Below are 16,203 nucleotides of genomic sequence, written 5' to 3'. Positions count from 1 at the left end.
CCCGGCTTATCCCCGGGGATTTAAATTGGGCCGANSCCCKGGCCCGNGGGGGGGGRGCSCCYGCCCCCCACCCCCACCCGGCACGASCAMCGGSGGGRGCGGGGCGTTGTGTSCCCCGCGNGCCGGGTTTGTACAACCGCCGCTATCTCGACGAATTCTTTGCCCGTGAGCTGGCAGTGGCGCAGCGCGAGCGCACGCCGATCTCCCTGGCTCTGATCGATCTGGACCATTTCAAGCAGCTCAACGACGAACATGGCCACCTCGAAGGCGACGATGTGCTCAAGGGCGTGGCCCAGCACCTGCTGGAAAACCTGCGCAGCTCGGATGCGGTATTCCGTATCGGGGGGGAAGAGTTCCTGCTGATCCTGCCGCGCGCCGATGCCCCTGAGGCGCGCGCGCGCCTGGAAACCATCTGCCGCGAACTGGCTGCACACCCGTTGCCGACCCGCGGCGGCGCACGCTATGTAACCCTGTCCGCTGGCCTAGCGCTCTGGCCTGAACAGGGACTGGTACTCGATGAGCTGCTGCAAGTGGCCGATGCCGCGCTCTACCAGGCGAAGCATGCGGGTCGTAACAGGGTCTGCAGCCTAGCCTGAGAGCCAGGCCGCCCTTCCATCCAGTGCTAAGGCGCTTTCCCCGCTAAAGGGGTAAACTGCGCGCGATTTCATTCCCTCCGGAGCCATCCATGTCCCGCGTTACCCTCAGCCGCTACCTGATCGAGCAGACCCGCAGCAACAACACCCCGGCCGATCTGCGTTTCCTTATCGAAGTGGTCGCACGGGCCTGCAAGGAAATCAGTCATCAGGTATCCAAGGGCGCATTGGGCGGCGTGCTGGGCAGTATGGGCACCGAGAACGTGCAGGGCGAGGTGCAGAAGAAGCTCGACGTGATTTCCAACGAAATCCTTCTGGAAGCCAACGAGTGGGGCGGTCATCTGGCCGGCATGGCATCGGAAGAAATGGACAATGCCTACCAGATACCCGGCAAGTACCCGAAAGGAGCCTACCTGCTGGTATTCGACCCACTGGACGGCTCCAGCAACATCGATGTCAACGTATCGGTCGGCACCATCTTCTCGGTGCTGCGTTGTCCGGATCGCAACGGCGATGAAGGCGACCTCGGTGAAGAGGCCTTCCTGCAGCCGGGTACCGAGCAGGTGGCTGCCGGTTACGCGATCTACGGCCCACAGACCATGTTGATGCTGACCCTCGGTGATGGCGTCAAGGGTTTCACCCTGGACCGCGAACTGGGCAGCTTCGTGCTGACTCATGACAACATCAAGGTGCCGGAATCGACCAAAGAATTCGCCATCAATATGTCCAACCAGCGCCACTGGGAAGCACCGGTGCAGCGTTACGTCAGCGAGCTGCTGGCGGGCGAGACCGGGCCGCTGGGCAAGAACTACAACATGCGTTGGGTCGCCGCGATGGTTGCCGACGTGCATCGCATCCTTACCCGTGGCGGCGTGTTCATGTACCCGCGCGACAGCCGCGAGCCAGAGAAGCCGGGCAAGCTGCGCCTGATGTACGAAGCCAATCCGATGTCGATGATCATCGAGCAGGCCGGCGGTGTGGCCACCGATGGCAATCAGCGCATCCTCGATATCCAGCCAACTTCCCTGCACCAGCGCGTCGCGGTCTTCCTCGGTTCCAAGGAAGAAGTGCTGCGCATCAGCGCCTACCACCGCGAGTAAGCGATGAGCGCGCCCTGGCAGCCGTTGCTCGACTGGTGGTTCGGTGCGGCCGGCTGCGGCCCCGGCGTGACGGCTGCCGAGGTGACGGCCAGTCGTACGGCGCTGTGGTTCGGCAAGCAGGACCGTCAGGACGATCAGGCCCGTGAGCAGTTTGGCGCGCTGGTCGAGCAGGCTCTGGCCGGCCAGTTGCAAGACTGGCAAGGCGAGCCTGAAGGCTGGCTGGCAAACCTGCTGTTGCTCGACCAGCTGCCACGGATGATCTTTCGCGATACCCCGCGTGCCTTTGCCGGCGATCCGCTGGCTCGACCGTTGGCCCTGCTCGGGCTGACCCGGGGCTGGGATCAGCAACTGCCGCCAATCCAGCGGGTATTTACCTATCTGGTGCTGGAGCATGCCGAAGACCTGGCGCTGCAGAATCAGGCGGTGCAGTTGTTTCAGGTGTTGTTTACGCAGGCCGCAACCGCCGAGCGCGAGCTGTTTGCCGGCTATCTGGACTATGCCGAGCGCCATCAGCGGGTGATCGCGCGCTTTGGCCGTTTCCCCCATCGCAATCAGATTCTCGGGCGCACTTCTAGCGCCGAGGAGTCTGCCTTTCTGCTGGAACCTGGCTCGCGCTTCTAGCATCCAAGCAGGCAAGCTCGGCATTGCTATGCCAAGCTGGTTTTGGTTCTTTCCTCAGGAGTTTCCCCATGTCTCTGCGTGTCGTCGCACTACTCGCTGGTTGCCTGCTGTTGGCTGCCTGCAACAAGGTCAATCAGGATAATTACGCTCAGCTCAAGCCGGGCATGGCTAAGGATGAGGTCGAGAGCCTGCTGGGCAGCCCGGCTGAATGCGCCGGCGCGCTGGGTATGTCCAGCTGCACCTGGGGCGATGAGCAGCGCTTTATCAGCGTTCAGTACGCTGGCGACAAGGTCATGATGTTTTCCGGCAAGGGCTTGAAGTGATGCGCCTGCTGGCGGCGTTGGCCGCAGCGGCGCTGTTGGTTGGTTGCGCCAATTCGGGTACGGGCGTGGTGCCACCGAAGACTGTCGAGCAGGTCGATCTAAAGCGTTATCAAGGCACTTGGTACGAGCAGGCGCGTTTGCCGATGTTCTTCCAGCGCAATTGCGCGCAGTCCGAAGCGCTTTATGAGCTGCAGGAAGGCGGCACTATCGGCGTGACCAATCGCTGCCTTACTTACGATGGCGATATGCAGCAGGTGCAAGGTCAGGCCGTGGCTCAGGTGCCAGGCGAAACCAGCAAGCTCTGGGTGCGTTTCGACAACTGGGCCAGCAGTCTGCTGCCGGGGCTGACCAAGGGCGAATACTGGGTGCTCTACCTGGATGACAACTACCAGACCGCGCTGGTTGGGCATCCCAATCGCGAGTACCTCTGGTTGCTGACGCGTGACCAGGAGATCAGCAAGCAAAGCCGCGCGACCCTGCTCGAAGAAGCACGCAGTCGCGGCTATGACACCGGCGAGCTGATCTGGCGGCGTACTGATGCCGAGATGGCTCTGCAACGTTAAGGGCAGCTTATTTCTTGGCTTTCGGGCTCTGCAGGCGGATGCGCAGTTGGGTGTCCGCCGTGCCGTGCTCGAACCGGCTGTCGGCCGGCGTGGGTTTGCCGTTAAGCAGCGGCGGGTTGGCGGAAAAACCCACTGGCTCTAGCGGGATGCCGCGTCGGCCCTGGTCGAGCTGGCCGTTGCCATTGTGGTCCTGGTATAGCTGAATGGCGTAGCGCCCGGGTGGTAGGTCGGCCAGACGCAGCTGGCCGTCGTCACTCTGCTGCTGGCGCAGCGGTTGCTCGGGCCAGCGCTTCTGCTCGCCGTTCACCAGCGCCGCATGTACCGTTCCCGTGGCTTGTATGCCGTCCACGGTGACCAGGATGTCGCCGGCCTGTGCGCTTGAGCCGACCAGTAGCAGCAAAAGGCCAGTCTGATAGCCAGCCTTCTTTACGGTTTGAAGAATTCTCTGTGGCATAATCCGGGCATTTCGCAGGAAGTGGCTGGCGATGCGTCAGGTCTTGATCGTTCATTTTTCGCAAACCGGCCAGCTAGACAGGTTGGCGCAGTCAATTTGTGCGCCGTTGCAGCAACACGGCGATATTCAGCTGGATTTTCTGCAGCTGCAACCCGCGCAACCTTACCCCTTTCCCTGGCCGTTTCTCGACTTTTTCCGGATTTTTCCGGAAACCGTGTTGATGCGCCCGCAACCTCTGCTGCCGTTGGCGGTGGATGCGAGCAAGCGTTATGACTTGGTGATCCTCGCTTATCAGGTGTGGTTCCTTTCGCCGTCGCAGCCGATGACCGCTTTCCTTGCTTCTGCCGAGGCAGCGCAGTTGCTCAAGGGCACGCCGGTGGTGACCCTGATCGGCTGCCGCAATATGTGGCTGATGGCCCAGGAGAAGGTCAAGAACCGCCTCACTGAACTGGGCGCACGGCTGGTGGACAATATCGCCCTGACCGACGCCTGCGGCACCGCCGCGAGTTTTCTGGCGACCCCCTTGTGGCTGTTTACCGGGCGGCAGAAGCCCTATGGCTGGGTGCCGCGCGCGGGTATTGATGAGGCGGAAATTGTCGCCGCCAGCCGCTTTGGCGTGGCCATAGCGCAGCGTTTGACGGCGAATGATCTGCCGGTCGAGCAGCCGATGTTAAGCGGTCTGGGTGCTGTGAAGATTGATGAAAAACTGATCGCCAGCGAGAAGGTCGGTAATCGCAGCTTCCAGTTATGGAGCCGCTTGCTGGCTGCTTTAGGCCCGCAGCAGAGCCGCCGCCGCGGTGCCGGGCTGGTGGTGTATATCGTCTTTCTGTTGTGCCTGATCGTCACCGTAGTGCCGCTCAGTGCTTTGCTTAAAAAGTTGTTGGCGCCGCTGCTAAAAGAGCGCACCCAGCGTGAGAAGGCTTACTTTGCCGGCCCGTCTGGCGAGTGAAGTGACCCGAGGAAGTCCCGTGGTACAACCTGTATTTATCAATCGCATCAGCGCCTTTCTGCCCCATGCGCCGGTCGACAACGAGCAGATGGAGGCGCGCCTGGGTCTGGTCGGCGGCAAGCCGTCGCGTGCGCGCAAGCTGATTCTGCGCAGCAATGGTATTCAGCAGCGTCACTATGTGATCGACCCGCAGACCGGCGCGCCGAGCATGAACAATGCCCAGGTCAGCGCGGCAGCGATTCGCGGCTTGCTCGGTGGCGATTTCCAGCTGGAAGATCTCGATTGCCTGGTGGCCAGCAGCGCCTCGCCGGATCAGGTGATGCCTGGCCATGCGGTGATGGTGCAAGGCGAGCTGGGCAATCCGCCGTGTGAAGTGGTCTCCACCGCTGGTATCTGCCTGTGCGGCATGACCGCGCTGAAATACGCCTGGATGAGCGTGGCCAGTGGTGAGAGCCGCAATGCCGTGGCCTGCGGCTCGGAAGTGGCCTCGACCCTGATGCAGGCGAGCAACTTCAACGCCGAGTACGAGAGCCGCCTCGACGAGCTGGAAACCCACCCGGAAATCGCCTTCGAGAAGGATTTTCTGCGCTGGATGCTTTCCGATGGCGCCGGTGCGGTGCTGCTGCAAGGCCAGCCGAATCTCACAGGTTTGAGCCTGCGTATCGACTGGATCGACATCTTCTCTTTCGCCGACCAGATGCCGCCGTGCATGTATGCCGGGGCAGAAATGGTCGACGGCCAGCTGCAGGGCTGGAGCCGCTATGAAGGCGCTGAGCGCAATCGGCGCTCGCTGATGGCGATCAAGCAGGACGTCAAACTGCTTAACGACAACATCGTCAAATACACCGTCGAAGAAACCCTCAAGCGCATCATGGCGCGGCGTGAGCTGCATGCCGATGCGGTGGATTATTTCCTCCCGCACTACTCTTCGGAATTCTTCCGCGAGCGTCTGTCCGTGGGTCTGGCCAACGCGGGCTTGCCGATCCCACAAGAACGCTGGTTTACCAACCTGACCAGCAAGGGCAATACCGGCGCCGCGTCGATCTTTATCATGCTTGATGAGTTGTTCAATTCAGGTAGCCTGCGCAGCGGCCAGCGTTTGCTCTGCTATGTGCCGGAAAGTGGGCGCTTCTCCAGCGCCTTTATGCATCTGACAGTGGTTGGCCAGGACGGTGACAACACATGAAGCTTGATGAGGTTCCCCAGGATCACAGCTCCACTTACGGCGGCCACTGCAAGTTGGTCTACGCCGTGGATGCCAGCGGCCATTATCAAGGCGCGCAAAGCGATGGCTGGGAGCCGGAAGCCTTCGCCACCCAGCTCGCCGTAGCCGAGCTGCAGGAGCAGGAAGCCGAGGCCGAAGCTGGCTGGCAGCGCGGCGAGCTGTCGCCACTGAAGTGCCTGATGTACCGCTACCGCCTGGATGAATCGGCGCTCGCGCAGATTACCGGGCTGTGGCAATGGCGCATCCGCCGGCATTTCCGCCCGGCGATTTACCGAAAGCTGTCGGCGGCCATTCTGGCGCGTTACGCCGAGGCCTTCGGCCTGCCCGTTGAGCAATTGATCACCTACCAGAAGGGCATGGCATGAGCAGTTTTCAGCATCAACAGAGCGCCCACTGCGAAAGCGGGGTGATGGCCAGCCTGTTGACCCATGCCGGTTTGCCGATAAGCGAGCCGATGGCCTTCGGCCTGGCTTCGGGTTTGGCGTTTGCCTACCTGCCGATCGTCAAGCTCAGCGGCATGCCGCTGATTGCCTACCGCATGCCGCCCAAGCACCTGATCAAAACCCTGAGCAAGCGCCTTGGCGCGCGCCTGCACACGCGCACCTTCGGCGATCCTGAGCAGGGCCGTCGTGAGCTGGATGCTGCGCTGGACAGTGGCCGCCTGGCCGGGCTACAGAGTTCGGTGTTCTGGCTGCCGTATTTTCCGCCGGAGATGCGTTTTCACTTCAATGCGCACAACCTGCTGGCCTACGGGCGCGAGGGCAATGAATACCTGATCAGCGATCCGGTATTCGAAGAACCGGTGCGCTGCGCCGTCGAAGACCTGCAAAAGGCGCGTTTCGCCAAAGGTGCGCTAGCCGCCAAGGGGCTGATGTACTGGCTCGATGATGTGCCGCTGGAGCAGGACTGGAACAAGCTGATCCGCCAGAGTGTGCTCTCGACTACACGGATTCTCGATGGCATGCCGCTGCCGTGGATCGGTATTCGCGGTATTCAGCACCTGGCCAAACAGATCGACAAGCTCGACCCGGCGCAGAGCAAATACAACCGCCTGTACCTGACCCATATCGTGCGCATGCAGGAAGAAATCGGCACTGGCGGTGCGGGGTTCCGCTTTATGTATGCGAGCTTTTTGCAGGAAGCCGGCGAGAAGCTGGGTGACAGCAACCTGCAGGAGGCCTCGGCGCAACTCACCTCCATCGGTGACAACTGGCGTCAGTTTGCCTCGGCCTGCGTACGCGCCAGCCGCAACAAGGGCGAGACGCCAAGCTTTGCGCCCATCGCCGAAAGCCTGCGCAGTATCGCCCTGCAGGAACGTGGGTTGATGAAAGAGTTGGCGGCTTGGAGCAAGCGCAAGGGCTAACACTGCGCCCAAAAAAAAGCCCGGATTGTGTCCGGGCTTTTTGCGTTCTGTGGTCAGCCCTTGGCTGCTTCCTCGATTGTGGCGCAGAAGTGTTTCTTTACCGCGTCATCGGGAGAGCTTAGGCCGCCTGATGTGGAATAGAACATCGACACCTTACTGCCGGCGCCGACTGGTTCGATCTGAATATTCAGCGGCACTGATTTTCCCTCGCCATAGGAAACACCTTGGGTCGCCGAGATGACACCCATTTCCTTATCTGCGCTAGCGATAGTGAAGCCGTTAGCGCTGGTGTAGGTGTAGGCTTTGCGGTAGGCAACTTCAGGCTTGACGTTGGGCAGTTCTGCCGAGGTTCTATAGATTTTACCTTTGAAGAAATTGCCTTCGATGCTGAAGTTGCTGGCGCAGTCTTGAGGGGCGGCCATAGCCACTGTACAAAAAAGCGAAACTGGTAACGCAGTCAGACAACTGTGGAGCTTTTTCATGGTGTATTCCTTGTCGTGTTTTCAACGTACTTGTTAATAAATTGACGCAACCATTCGTGTTCTCACGCGCATTCTAAATCTCTAACTGCCGTACTTCTATGCCCGCACTTAGTCCGGCAAAATTCGCTGCGTCTATCTTGTCCGTCTGGCCTTCCAGCAACAGCGCCCGCACGCAGAAATCCCCTCGCTCGTCGCAGACCAGCAGCAGTGCCTGCTCGATCAAACCATCCTGCAAATCCAGATTGGCCAGACTGAGCAGCTGTGCCCAGACCTGTTCCCCTGCACCGATAAACAGGTTTGGCCCATCGATGCCTAGCTGCTGGGCGATATGAAAGCCGGCGGCATTGCTCACGCTATTCACAAACTCGAAGGGTTTCGGCTGCTTGTGCTGCACGCACACCGCCTCCAGCAGCGCACCCATGGTGGCCCGTGCGGGGTGGGCTGAGGCCAGGTACAGGCCGCAGTTGCTGCGTACCTGGGCTTTCAAGGGCGCGGCTGCCAGCAGGCATTGCAGGATCAGTCGGTCGATACGTCGTGGCGGGTTATCCAGCCACTGGCTTAGAGCCGTTTTCAATTCTTTGTCGCTGATGCTGGCCAGGCCGTGGACTTCACTGGCGGCGATTACCGTCATGCGCTGTCTCCCTGGGCACAGCCCTGCAAGATAAGACTGGCGTTATTGCCGCCAAAGCCAAAGAAGTTGGTCAGCAGCAGGCTATCTGCCGCCAGGGCCTTTGGCTCAGCGCTTAATGGCAGCATGGCTTCGCTGGCGTAATCCACTGCCGGTAACGGGCCCAGTTGCAGGGCTTTGAGCAGCAGCAGGCTTTCACTTAGGCCGCAGGCGCCCAGGGTATGGCCGAGCCAGGGTTTGAGCAGGCTCAAGGCCGGCATCTGTTCGCCGTAGAGCAGGCGCATTCCATTGCGTTCGGCTTCATCGTTGGCGCTGGTGGCGGTGCCATGCAGTTTCACCAGGTCTACCTGCGCCGCCGTGCAGCCGGCGCTGCGTAGCGCCTGCTGCATCACCCAGTGGATATGGCTGCCATCTTCGCGGGTGGTGGTCAGGCTGCTGGTGTCGCAGGCACTGAAACCGCCGAGCAGGCGCGCCAGTGGTGCCTCGCCTGGTTCGCGGCCAAGCAGCACGGCGGCATAGGCTTCGCCCAGTAGCAGGCCGTCGCGCTCGGGGTGAAACGGGCGGTACTGGCCGCTGGGGCTGGTCAGCATCAGCGCGCCGAAACCCTGCATGGCGATGGCGCTGGGCGTCTCGAAACTCAGCACCAGGGCGCGGGCGTACTGGCCGGCATTGATCAGCCGGGCGCCGTAGAGCAGGCCATTGGCGGCGCTGGTGCAGGCGGTATTTAGGGTAAAGGCGGCGGTAAAACCCCAGCGCTGGCGCAGCTGGTTGGCGAGCAGGTCCAGCGGCGTCGAATCTTCCGGGCGAAAGCCCTGCTGCTGGCTGGTCAGGGCTTCCAGTTCGCTGATATCCAGGCTGGTGCTGGCGATGATCAGCAGGCAGTCGTCGAGTGCCTGAGGATTGGCACCGAGGGTTTCGCCGAGCAGGCGATCCAGGCGCTCACTCAGGCTTTCGCCAGTTTTCGTGGCGTACAGATAAGTACGCGGCTCATGCACTTCATGCAGCACAAAGGGCTGGCCCTGTGGCGGCTGGCCCGTATGCAAAGCTTGAGCGGCGTTGTGCAGGTTATCGCCCAAGGTACAGTCTAGGGCGGCGCGTTGCAGGTAGATCGGGGTCACTGCTGCTGCCTGATATAGGCGGCGATGCTGGCGATAGTGCCGAGGATGCGTCGACCGTCCTTGGCGCCCTCAATACGCACGCCGTAGTGCTGCTGCAGCGCGAGGGAGACTTGTAGGGCGTCGAGGCTGTCCATGGCGATGCGGCTTTTCGCGCCGAACAGCGGCTCGTCATCGCTGATGCTCTGCCAGTCGATGTCGTCTTCCTTGTCGCACTCGCGGATCAGCAGTTGTTTGAGTTGTTGTTCTAGTAGTGAGTGGTCCATTGCGTGCGCTGTACTCGTCGGGTGAACAGAAGCAGCCCGGCCATGCCGCACACGGCTGCAAACAGCAGCAGGCGCGCGCAATAGGGGGCGATGTCGGCCAGTGAGCCGTGGCCCACCAGCAGGGTGAGAAAGGCGTCCAGCGCCCAGCTCATCGGGGAGATTTCCGCCAGCTGGGCCATGGCCGCCGGCATTACGCTTTTCGGCACCATGATCCCGCCAATTGCGGCGAGGAGGATATTGATACCGCCGCCGAGCAATAGTGCCTGCTCGCTGCTGCGTGCCAATGCGGCCAGCAGCAAGCCCAGGCTGCAGGTGGCCAGGGCGATACTGATGGCCAATAGCGGGTAGGCCATGGCGCTACCGGGCAGGCTTAGGGCGGGCAGGCCAAGCAGCGGCAGGCCGTAGACGCCGATGCCCAGCAGCAACACAAATTGCAGCAGGTTGATTGCCAGGTATGGCAGCAGCTTGCTCAGCACCAGGGTGCCGAGGTTCAGCCCCAGGCAGTGCAGGCGCAGCAGGGTGCCGCTCTGCTGTTCGCGCTGAAAACCGCCGGCCATGGGTAGCACCACGAAGAACATGCCGAAGATCAGCCAGGCCGGCACGCTCAATTGAGTGGCGTTGGCACGGCCGCTAAGATCGCCGCTGGCCAGTTGTTCCTGCTCGTCGATCTGGCTCTGGGTGCGCTGCTGCACCAGTTGCAGGCGTTCGGCGCGGCTCAGTTCGGCATCAACCACGCCGCTGTCTTCCAGGTAGGCCAGCAGCCGGGTCTGCGCGAGGGCGATGCTCACCGCGCTGTACAGGCGCTGGCGCGAGAGCTTGTCGAACTGCGTCGGGAAGCTCACGCTCGGCCCTTGATGTGGGCTGTCCAGCAGCGTGTCGGCGAAATCGGCGGGCAGACGCACCCGGGCCAGACGTTCGTCGCTGTTTGTAAGCAGCGTGCTGTCCGCCAGTTGCGCCTGCAGGGCGTCGCGGAAGAACTGGCTAGCGTCGTCCTGCGGCGCTTCGATAATCAGGCGCAGCGCCGGTGGTTTGTCCTGCATATAGCTGGACATGGCCCCGGCCATCAGCAGCAGAAACAGCGTCGGCATAATAAACAGCACAGCCAGCGCATGAGGGTCGCGCAGCAGCAACAACACTTCCTTGCGCACCAGCGCCCAGAGCCTCATAGCCGGCCTCCGTTAAGGCGCAGATAGAGCTGCTCGAGCGAAGGGCGGCCAAAGCGCAGCAGATTGGGCAGGCCATCCTGGGTGGCGATAAATTGCGTGATCTCCAGCAGTTGCTGGCCATTCAGGGCGGCGATGCGCAGGCCCTTGGGCAGCACTTCGGCGCTCAGTTGCAGGTGTGCGAGCAGTTCGCTCAGGCCTGTGGGCGCAGCGTCCGGCCATTCCAGCAGCAGGCCGTGGTCGTCGCCGAGCAGCTGGCGTTTGTCCAGATCCAGGCGCACCTGGCCTTCGTGCAGCAGCAGAATGCGCTGCGCCACCCGCTCGACTTCTTCCAGGTAATGGCTGGTGTAGATCACCGCCTTGCCGTCGGCCGTCAGTTGCTCCACGGCGCTCAGCAGGTGCTGGCGACTCGCGGCGTCGACGCCCACCGTGGCTTCATCGAACAGATAAAGCTCGGCCGGTTGCAGCAGGCCGATGGCAAAATTCAAACGCCGCTGTTCACCGCCGGACAGTTGCTCGCTGCGCCGCGTCAGCTTGTCTTCCAGTGCACAAATATCGATGCATTGCCGTAGACGCTGACGGCGTTCAGCACCGCGCAGGCGATACAGGTCGGCAAACAGTTCAAGGTTCTCGCCCACTTTGAGCCCGGCATAGAAGGCCAGCTGCTGCGGTACCAGGCCTAGCCTGGGCTGGCCCTTCCAGTGCAGTTCGCCCTGTTGCAGCGGCAATACACCGCTAAGCAAGGAGAGCAGGGTGGTCTTGCCGGCACCGTTGCTGCCGAGCAGCCCCAGGCATTCGCCGGCCTGCAGCTGCAAGTCGATACTCTGCAGCGCGGCGCGACTTGCGCTTGGATAGCTGTGGGAAACCTGCCGGAGTTCAAGCATGGATCAGTACCAGCAGCAGTTTGCCGTCGAGCAACAGGCGTTCGTCACTGTGAATACTAAAGGCATACAGCGCGCCGGCCGGGCTCAACGCCTCCTGGTTGGCGCTGACCTGCAATGCGCCACTGCGCTGAGCTGGCTCGTGGTGCAGCTGCAGCTGCGAGAGCTTGCCGACCAGGGCCATTTCAATGGCATTGCTGTCGCCGTATAAGGCACCATGCGCGGCGCACAACTGGGCCGCCGCCTCGAACAGCAGGCAGGGCGAGGCCGCTGGGCCGAAGGCATCTAGATAGCGCCAGGCGCTCAGGCCCTGGATGCTCAGGCTGTCATGCGCCAACAGACCGTCCAGCCAGAGGGCTGGGCCTTGGTGGGGCAGCAGGCTGTGCAGTTGGGTGCGATCCATTGCGGGCGGCCGAGGCAAAGAGGCCGGCAGTGTAACAGAGGGCTGCAGGTCAGGCAGTGCCTGGCTTTGACGGACTATCAGGCGGAGTTGGAGAAGGCTTTATGGCGTTGTTGCAAGGCTTGGCTTTTGTGCTGGGGACGCTCATGCTGCTGGCGCTGTCCTGGCAGGCATTGCGCCGTCCGCAGTCCCATGGTTTCTACCGATTCTTCGCCTGGGAGGCGATTCTGGCCTTGCTGGTGCTTAACGGGCCGGTCTGGTTTGTCGACCGTTATGCCCTGCACCAGCGCCTGTCTTGGGCGTTGCTGTTCGCGTCCCTGCTGCTGCTGTTTGCCGGCCTCTATCAGCTACGGCGTATGGGTCGCCCTGATGGGCAGCGTACGGATGCCGAACTGTTCGCCTTCGAGCGCACTTCGCAACTGGTGACCAGCGGCATCTTTCGTCTGATCCGCCACCCGCTTTACGCCTCGCTGCTGTTGTTGGCCTGGGGCGTGGCCTGCAAGCAACCCAATGGCCTGAGCCTGGTTCTGGCACTGCTGGCCAGCCTGGCGCTGTGGCTGACCGCCAAGCGTGATGAGGCTGAGTGTTTGCAGCAGTTTGGCGAGGCGTACCGCGACTATATGCAGCGCAGCAGAATGTTTATTCCCTGGCTCTTCTAATCGCCTATTCCCAGTTCAGCCGCGCCAGCTTCCACTCATCGCCTTCAAGCCACCACTCCATCTTCACGCTGTAGTGACGGGCACTGTCGGGGATCAGGCCTTCGGCACCGGCCAGGCCGACCTGGGCCTCGGTGTGGCCTTTTTCGCGGTAGGTCGTGTCGAGGTAGCTGTTCTTGCTCAGGGCCAGCACCTTGATGTTCTTGTGGCGCATAAACAGCAGCAACATGGTGCGCTGCGCCCACTCGCGGTCGAACTCGCCCTGGGCCGAGAACTGCGGGTGCAACTGGTCGAGTACCGCGCTGTTTTTCTTCGCTTCCAGGTTGTCCTGCAGTTGTTGCACGGCTGCTTCCAGTGCTGCTTGCGGGTCATCCTTGCCGCCGCAACCGGCGAGCAGGGTGCAAAACATTACGAAAGATAAGGCAAATATCCTTGTTGGCATGCTGAACTCCTTTTTCATGGTTATGATGCCCGGCAGAGCCGTGAGTGGTTGCCCCGCGTTTGTCATGCGCGAGGCCTTAACGCTACGCCACGCATTATTCAGGTCAAGTCAGGAGCATGCCATGCAGACCTTGTATCCGGAGATTAAACCCTACGCCCGTCATGAGCTGGCGGTGCAGTCGCCGCACGTGCTGTATGTGGACGAAAGCGGTTCGCCGGATGGTCTGCCCGTGGTATTTATCCATGGTGGCCCGGGTGCTGGTTGCGACGCTGCCAGCCGGCGCTATTTCGACCCTAACCTCTATCGCATCGTCACCTTCGATCAGCGTGGCTGCGGCCGTTCCACACCCCACGCCAGCCTGGAGAACAATACCACCCAGGCGCTGATCGCCGACATGGAGCAGATCCGCGAGCACCTCGGCATCGACAAATGGGTGCTGTTCGGTGGCTCCTGGGGTTCGACCCTGGCGCTGGCTTATGCTCAGGCCCATCCGCAGCGCGTGCATGGGCTGATTCTGCGCGGCATCTTCTTGTGCCGGCCGCAGGAGTTTGACTGGTTCTATCAGGAAGGCGCGAGCCGTCTATTTCCCGATTACTGGGAAGACTACCTGGCGCCGATCCCTGCGGATGAGCGCGGCAACCTGATGCAGGCGTTCTACAAGCGTTTGACCGGCCCCGACCAGATCGCCCAGATGCATGCGGCCAAAGCCTGGTCGACCTGGGAAGGCCGCACCGCCACCCTGCGTCCCAATCCGCAGGTGGTCGACCGCTTCAGTGATGCCCACCGCGCACTGTCGATTGCCCGCATCGAATGCCATTACTTCGTTAACAACGCCTTCCTCGAAACCGATCAGCTGTTGCGCGATATGCCGAAGATCGCCCACCTGCCTGGGGTGATCGTGCATGGTCGCTATGACGTGATCTGCCCGCTGGACAACGCCTGGGCGCTGCACCAGGCCTGGCCAAACAGCGAACTGCAGATCATCCGCGATGCCGGCCATTCGGCAGCCGAAACCGGGATCACCGACGCCCTGGTGCGTGCGGCGGATGAACTGGCGCGGCGCCTGCTCAACCTGGCCCCTGACGAAGCATGAAGGCACTGATCCAGCGCGTACGTGGTGCTCGGGTGGACGTAGCGGGTGAGGTAGTTGGCGCGATTGATCAGGGCCTGCTGGTGCTGGTCGGCGTTGAGCCGCAGGACACTCCGGCCAGCGTCGAGAAAATCCTGCACAAGCTGCTCAACTACCGCGTGTTCAGCGATGCCGCCGGCAAGATGAACCTGTCGCTCAGTGATATTGGCGGCGGCCTGTTGCTGGTGTCGCAATTCACCCTGGCTGCCGATACCAAGAGCGGCCTACGCCCAAGTTTCTCCAGCGCTGCATCGCCGGCGCTGGGTGCTGAGCTGTTCGACCTGCTAGTAGCCCAGGCCCGAGCCAAGCACCCGCAAGTCGCCACCGGCCAGTTCGGCGCCGATATGCAGGTGCATTTGGTTAATGACGGGCCGGTGACCTTTCTTCTAGAGAGCTAGCGCGCCAGGGCTTCGGCGACGAAGTCCAGGCGATCCTGGCCGAAGTGCATCTCGCTGCCGATAAAGAAGGTCGGTGCGCCAAATACTCCGCGTTTGACCGCTTCCTCGGTGGTGGCCTTGAGGCGTTCCTTGACCGTTTCATCGCTGACCAGGCGCTCGAACTCGGCCGTGTCGAAGCCAGCGGCGCTCAGTACCTCGGCGACGACTTCGGGCTTGCCGAGGTTCTTCTGTTGCACCCACAGCGCCTCGAAGATGGTTTTTACATAGTGTTCGAAGCGCTCGCTGTTTTCGTAGCCGGCCGCGCCGCGCATCAGCGTCAAGGTGTTGATCGGGAAGCTCGGGCTGAAAGCCATCGGCACACCGTAGCGGCTGGCGAAGCGCGCCAGGTCCTTGAGCATCCAGGCGCCCTTGCTCGGAATCATGACCGGCGACTGGTTACCGGTGGCCTTGAATACGCCGCCGAGCAGCATCGGTCGCCAGGCAATCTGCGCGCCGGCCGCGCTGGCAATACGCGGCAACTGAGTCCAGGCCAGGTAGCTGGCTGGGCTGCCGAAATCGAAAAAGAACTCTAGGGTTTTGCTCATTACATGCTCCTTTGGGAGGTCTTGTTATTGGGAGAGCGCGCAGTTGTTAAAACGTCTCGGACCATGGCCGTAGATCCAGCTCATGCACCCAGCAATCGCGTGGCTGGCAGTGGATCTGCCAGTAGGTGTCGGCGATATGTTCCGGGTTGAGGATGCCGTCCTGTTCCTTGAGCTGGTACAGCTGAGGGAAGGTGTCGCGGATAAACGCGGTGTCGATGGCCCCGTCGATGATCGGGTGGGCGACATGGATGCCCTTAGGGCCGAGCTCGCGGGCCATGCTCTGAGCGAGCGCGCGCAGGGCGAACTTTGCGCTGGCGAAGGCGGCGAAATTCGCCCGGCCACGTAAGGATGCGGTGGCGCCGGTAAAGATGATCGTGCCTTTCCCGCGCGGCAGCATGACCTTGGCGGCCTCACGACCGGTGAGAAAGCCGGCCAACGCAGCCATTTCCCAGACTTTGCGGTAGACCCGCTCGGTGGTCTCGGTGATGGAGAACTGCACGTTGGCGCCGATGTTGAAGATCACCGTGTGCAGCGGTCCGACCTCGCGTTCGATGGTGGCAAACAGTGCTATGACCTGTTCCTCGATCCGCGCATCGCAGCCAAAGGCCCTTGCGCTGCCACCGGCCGCTTCAATATCCGCTACCAGCGGGCCAAGTTTATCGGCATTGCGCCGCGCCACGCAGGCGACATAGCCCTCGCGGGCGAAGCGTTTGGCGATGGCGCCGCCGGTGGCGTCACCGGCGCCGACTACCAGAATTGCTTTGCGTTCGCTCATTGCTATCTCCATCAGTTCTATTTTGGAACCTGGTTCGATAGTCGGTTCCATTTTGGAACCTGTCAAGCTATGGTGAGCCATCGCTGTTGGAGA

General features: G+C 61.7%; 22 protein-coding genes and 1 pseudogene. 12 read left to right on the top strand and 11 right to left on the bottom strand.

The genetic code is table 11. The annotated features are described in order from the left end of the window. Window positions 1-107 precede the first annotated feature (107 nt). From ACQ4LH_RS18300 to ACQ4LH_RS18280, 5 genes and pseudogenes are all read left to right on the top strand, one after another. A pseudogene (locus tag ACQ4LH_RS18300) lies at window positions 108-596 on the top strand (GGDEF domain-containing protein); the annotation flags it as partial. A gap of 89 nt (window positions 597-685) precedes the next feature. Beyond that, window positions 686-1,693 (top strand): class 1 fructose-bisphosphatase, encoded by a 1,008-nt coding sequence (locus ACQ4LH_RS18295; protein WP_430698513.1) that lies wholly within the window; start codon window positions 686-688, stop codon window positions 1,691-1,693. A gap of 3 nt (window positions 1,694-1,696) precedes the next feature. Beyond that, the gene (locus ACQ4LH_RS18290; RefSeq protein WP_430698512.1) at window positions 1,697-2,314 is read left to right on the top strand and encodes a DUF924 family protein; all 618 of its coding nucleotides are present in this window, start codon (window positions 1,697-1,699) and stop codon (window positions 2,312-2,314) included. Between the two features lie 68 nt (window positions 2,315-2,382). Further along, window positions 2,383-2,637: an outer membrane protein assembly factor BamE domain-containing protein gene (gene bamE / locus ACQ4LH_RS18285; protein WP_339411689.1), complete on the top strand. Its 255-nt coding sequence runs from the start codon at window positions 2,383-2,385 to the stop codon at window positions 2,635-2,637. Beyond that, entirely contained in the window at window positions 2,637-3,200 is a 564-nt protein-coding gene (locus ACQ4LH_RS18280) for a lipocalin family protein (RefSeq protein WP_430698514.1), read from the top strand. Before bamE ends, ACQ4LH_RS18280 begins: the two co-directional genes overlap by 1 nt. Window positions 3,201-3,207: 7 nt before the next feature. On the opposite strand, the gene ACQ4LH_RS18275 is transcribed toward ACQ4LH_RS18280, so the two are convergent. After that, window positions 3,208-3,654 (bottom strand): DUF2141 domain-containing protein, encoded by a 447-nt coding sequence (locus ACQ4LH_RS18275; protein ID WP_430698511.1) that lies wholly within the window; start codon window positions 3,652-3,654, stop codon window positions 3,208-3,210. 31 nt (window positions 3,655-3,685) lie between these two features. Here ACQ4LH_RS18275 and ACQ4LH_RS18270 point away from each other — a divergent pair, with 31 nt between their 5' ends. The 4 genes from ACQ4LH_RS18270 to ACQ4LH_RS18255 are packed head-to-tail and all read left to right on the top strand — an operon-like array spanning window position 3,686 to window position 7,191. Continuing rightward, entirely contained in the window at window positions 3,686-4,603 is a 918-nt protein-coding gene (locus ACQ4LH_RS18270; RefSeq protein WP_430698510.1) for a dialkylrecorsinol condensing enzyme, read from the top strand. A gap of 19 nt (window positions 4,604-4,622) precedes the next feature. Next, window positions 4,623-5,789 (top strand): beta-ketoacyl-ACP synthase III, encoded by a 1,167-nt coding sequence (locus tag ACQ4LH_RS18265; RefSeq protein ID WP_430698508.1) that lies wholly within the window; start codon window positions 4,623-4,625, stop codon window positions 5,787-5,789. Further along, complete coding sequence (locus ACQ4LH_RS18260; RefSeq protein ID WP_430698507.1) at window positions 5,786-6,193, top strand: hypothetical protein; 408 nt, start codon at window positions 5,786-5,788, stop codon at window positions 6,191-6,193. The genes ACQ4LH_RS18265 and ACQ4LH_RS18260 overlap by 4 nt, the downstream gene beginning before the upstream one ends. After that, window positions 6,190-7,191 carry a BtrH N-terminal domain-containing protein gene (locus ACQ4LH_RS18255; protein ID WP_430698506.1) on the top strand — a complete coding sequence of 334 codons (1,002 nt, stop codon included), beginning with the start codon at window positions 6,190-6,192 and terminating at the stop codon, window positions 7,189-7,191. The genes ACQ4LH_RS18260 and ACQ4LH_RS18255 overlap by 4 nt, the downstream gene beginning before the upstream one ends. Window positions 7,192-7,244: 53 nt before the next feature. Here the strand turns inward: ACQ4LH_RS18255 and ACQ4LH_RS18250 are convergent, their stop codons facing one another. The 7 genes from ACQ4LH_RS18250 to ACQ4LH_RS18220 form a co-directional block, all read right to left on the bottom strand. Then, window positions 7,245-7,673, bottom strand: coding sequence for a hypothetical protein (locus ACQ4LH_RS18250; protein ID WP_430698505.1), 429 nt, complete (start codon window positions 7,671-7,673; stop codon window positions 7,245-7,247). A gap of 73 nt (window positions 7,674-7,746) precedes the next feature. Beyond that, a complete protein-coding gene (locus ACQ4LH_RS18245; protein WP_430698504.1) occupies window positions 7,747-8,304 on the bottom strand; it encodes a hypothetical protein in 558 nt (185 codons plus the stop codon). Next, on the bottom strand, window positions 8,301-9,419 hold the full coding sequence (locus tag ACQ4LH_RS18240; protein ID WP_430698503.1) for a beta-ketoacyl synthase N-terminal-like domain-containing protein: 1,119 nt from the start codon (window positions 9,417-9,419) through the stop codon (window positions 8,301-8,303). Before ACQ4LH_RS18240 ends, ACQ4LH_RS18245 begins: the two co-directional genes overlap by 4 nt. Then, complete coding sequence (locus tag ACQ4LH_RS18235; RefSeq protein ID WP_275962216.1) at window positions 9,416-9,682, bottom strand: acyl carrier protein; 267 nt, start codon at window positions 9,680-9,682, stop codon at window positions 9,416-9,418. The genes ACQ4LH_RS18240 and ACQ4LH_RS18235 overlap by 4 nt, the downstream gene beginning before the upstream one ends. Next, window positions 9,664-10,848, bottom strand: a complete 1,185-nt coding sequence (locus ACQ4LH_RS18230; protein ID WP_430698502.1) for an ABC transporter permease — start codon at window positions 10,846-10,848, stop codon at window positions 9,664-9,666. The genes ACQ4LH_RS18235 and ACQ4LH_RS18230 overlap by 19 nt, the downstream gene beginning before the upstream one ends. Beyond that, complete coding sequence (locus tag ACQ4LH_RS18225) at window positions 10,845-11,729, bottom strand: ABC transporter ATP-binding protein (protein WP_430698501.1); 885 nt, start codon at window positions 11,727-11,729, stop codon at window positions 10,845-10,847. Before ACQ4LH_RS18225 ends, ACQ4LH_RS18230 begins: the two co-directional genes overlap by 4 nt. After that, window positions 11,722-12,129, bottom strand: coding sequence for a beta-hydroxyacyl-ACP dehydratase (locus tag ACQ4LH_RS18220; RefSeq protein WP_430698500.1), 408 nt, complete (start codon window positions 12,127-12,129; stop codon window positions 11,722-11,724). Before ACQ4LH_RS18220 ends, ACQ4LH_RS18225 begins: the two co-directional genes overlap by 8 nt. Window positions 12,130-12,230: 101 nt before the next feature. Between ACQ4LH_RS18220 and ACQ4LH_RS18215 the strand changes: the two genes are divergently transcribed. Beyond that, on the top strand, window positions 12,231-12,785 hold the full coding sequence (locus ACQ4LH_RS18215; RefSeq protein ID WP_430698499.1) for a methyltransferase family protein: 555 nt from the start codon (window positions 12,231-12,233) through the stop codon (window positions 12,783-12,785). A gap of 4 nt (window positions 12,786-12,789) precedes the next feature. Here the strand turns inward: ACQ4LH_RS18215 and ACQ4LH_RS18210 are convergent, their stop codons facing one another. After that, window positions 12,790-13,224, bottom strand: a complete 435-nt coding sequence (locus tag ACQ4LH_RS18210; RefSeq protein ID WP_430698498.1) for a hypothetical protein — start codon at window positions 13,222-13,224, stop codon at window positions 12,790-12,792. Window positions 13,225-13,345: 121 nt separating this feature from the next. Between ACQ4LH_RS18210 and pip the strand changes: the two genes are divergently transcribed. Both pip and dtd read left to right on the top strand, forming a co-directional pair. Next, window positions 13,346-14,317 (top strand): prolyl aminopeptidase, encoded by a 972-nt coding sequence (gene pip, locus ACQ4LH_RS18205; protein ID WP_430698497.1) that lies wholly within the window; start codon window positions 13,346-13,348, stop codon window positions 14,315-14,317. Beyond that, complete coding sequence (gene dtd, locus ACQ4LH_RS18200; RefSeq protein ID WP_430698496.1) at window positions 14,314-14,751, top strand: D-aminoacyl-tRNA deacylase; 438 nt, start codon at window positions 14,314-14,316, stop codon at window positions 14,749-14,751. Before pip ends, dtd begins: the two co-directional genes overlap by 4 nt. On the opposite strand, the gene ACQ4LH_RS18195 is transcribed toward dtd, so the two are convergent. Continuing rightward, window positions 14,748-15,335, bottom strand: coding sequence for a 2-hydroxychromene-2-carboxylate isomerase (locus tag ACQ4LH_RS18195; RefSeq protein ID WP_430698495.1), 588 nt, complete (start codon window positions 15,333-15,335; stop codon window positions 14,748-14,750). The two genes, dtd and ACQ4LH_RS18195, sit on opposite strands and share 4 nt — an antisense overlap. 46 nt (window positions 15,336-15,381) lie before the next feature. Continuing rightward, entirely contained in the window at window positions 15,382-16,110 is a 729-nt protein-coding gene (locus tag ACQ4LH_RS18190) for an SDR family oxidoreductase (protein ID WP_430698494.1), read from the bottom strand. Window positions 16,111-16,203: the final 93 nt, after the last annotated feature.

This window comes from Pseudomonas peli (genome assembly GCF_050563605.1).
Lineage (GTDB): Bacteria > Pseudomonadota > Gammaproteobacteria > Pseudomonadales > Pseudomonadaceae > Aquipseudomonas > Aquipseudomonas peli_A.
The sequence above is the reverse complement of the archived record's forward strand: the minus strand, read 5'-3'. Positions and strand labels throughout refer to the sequence as shown.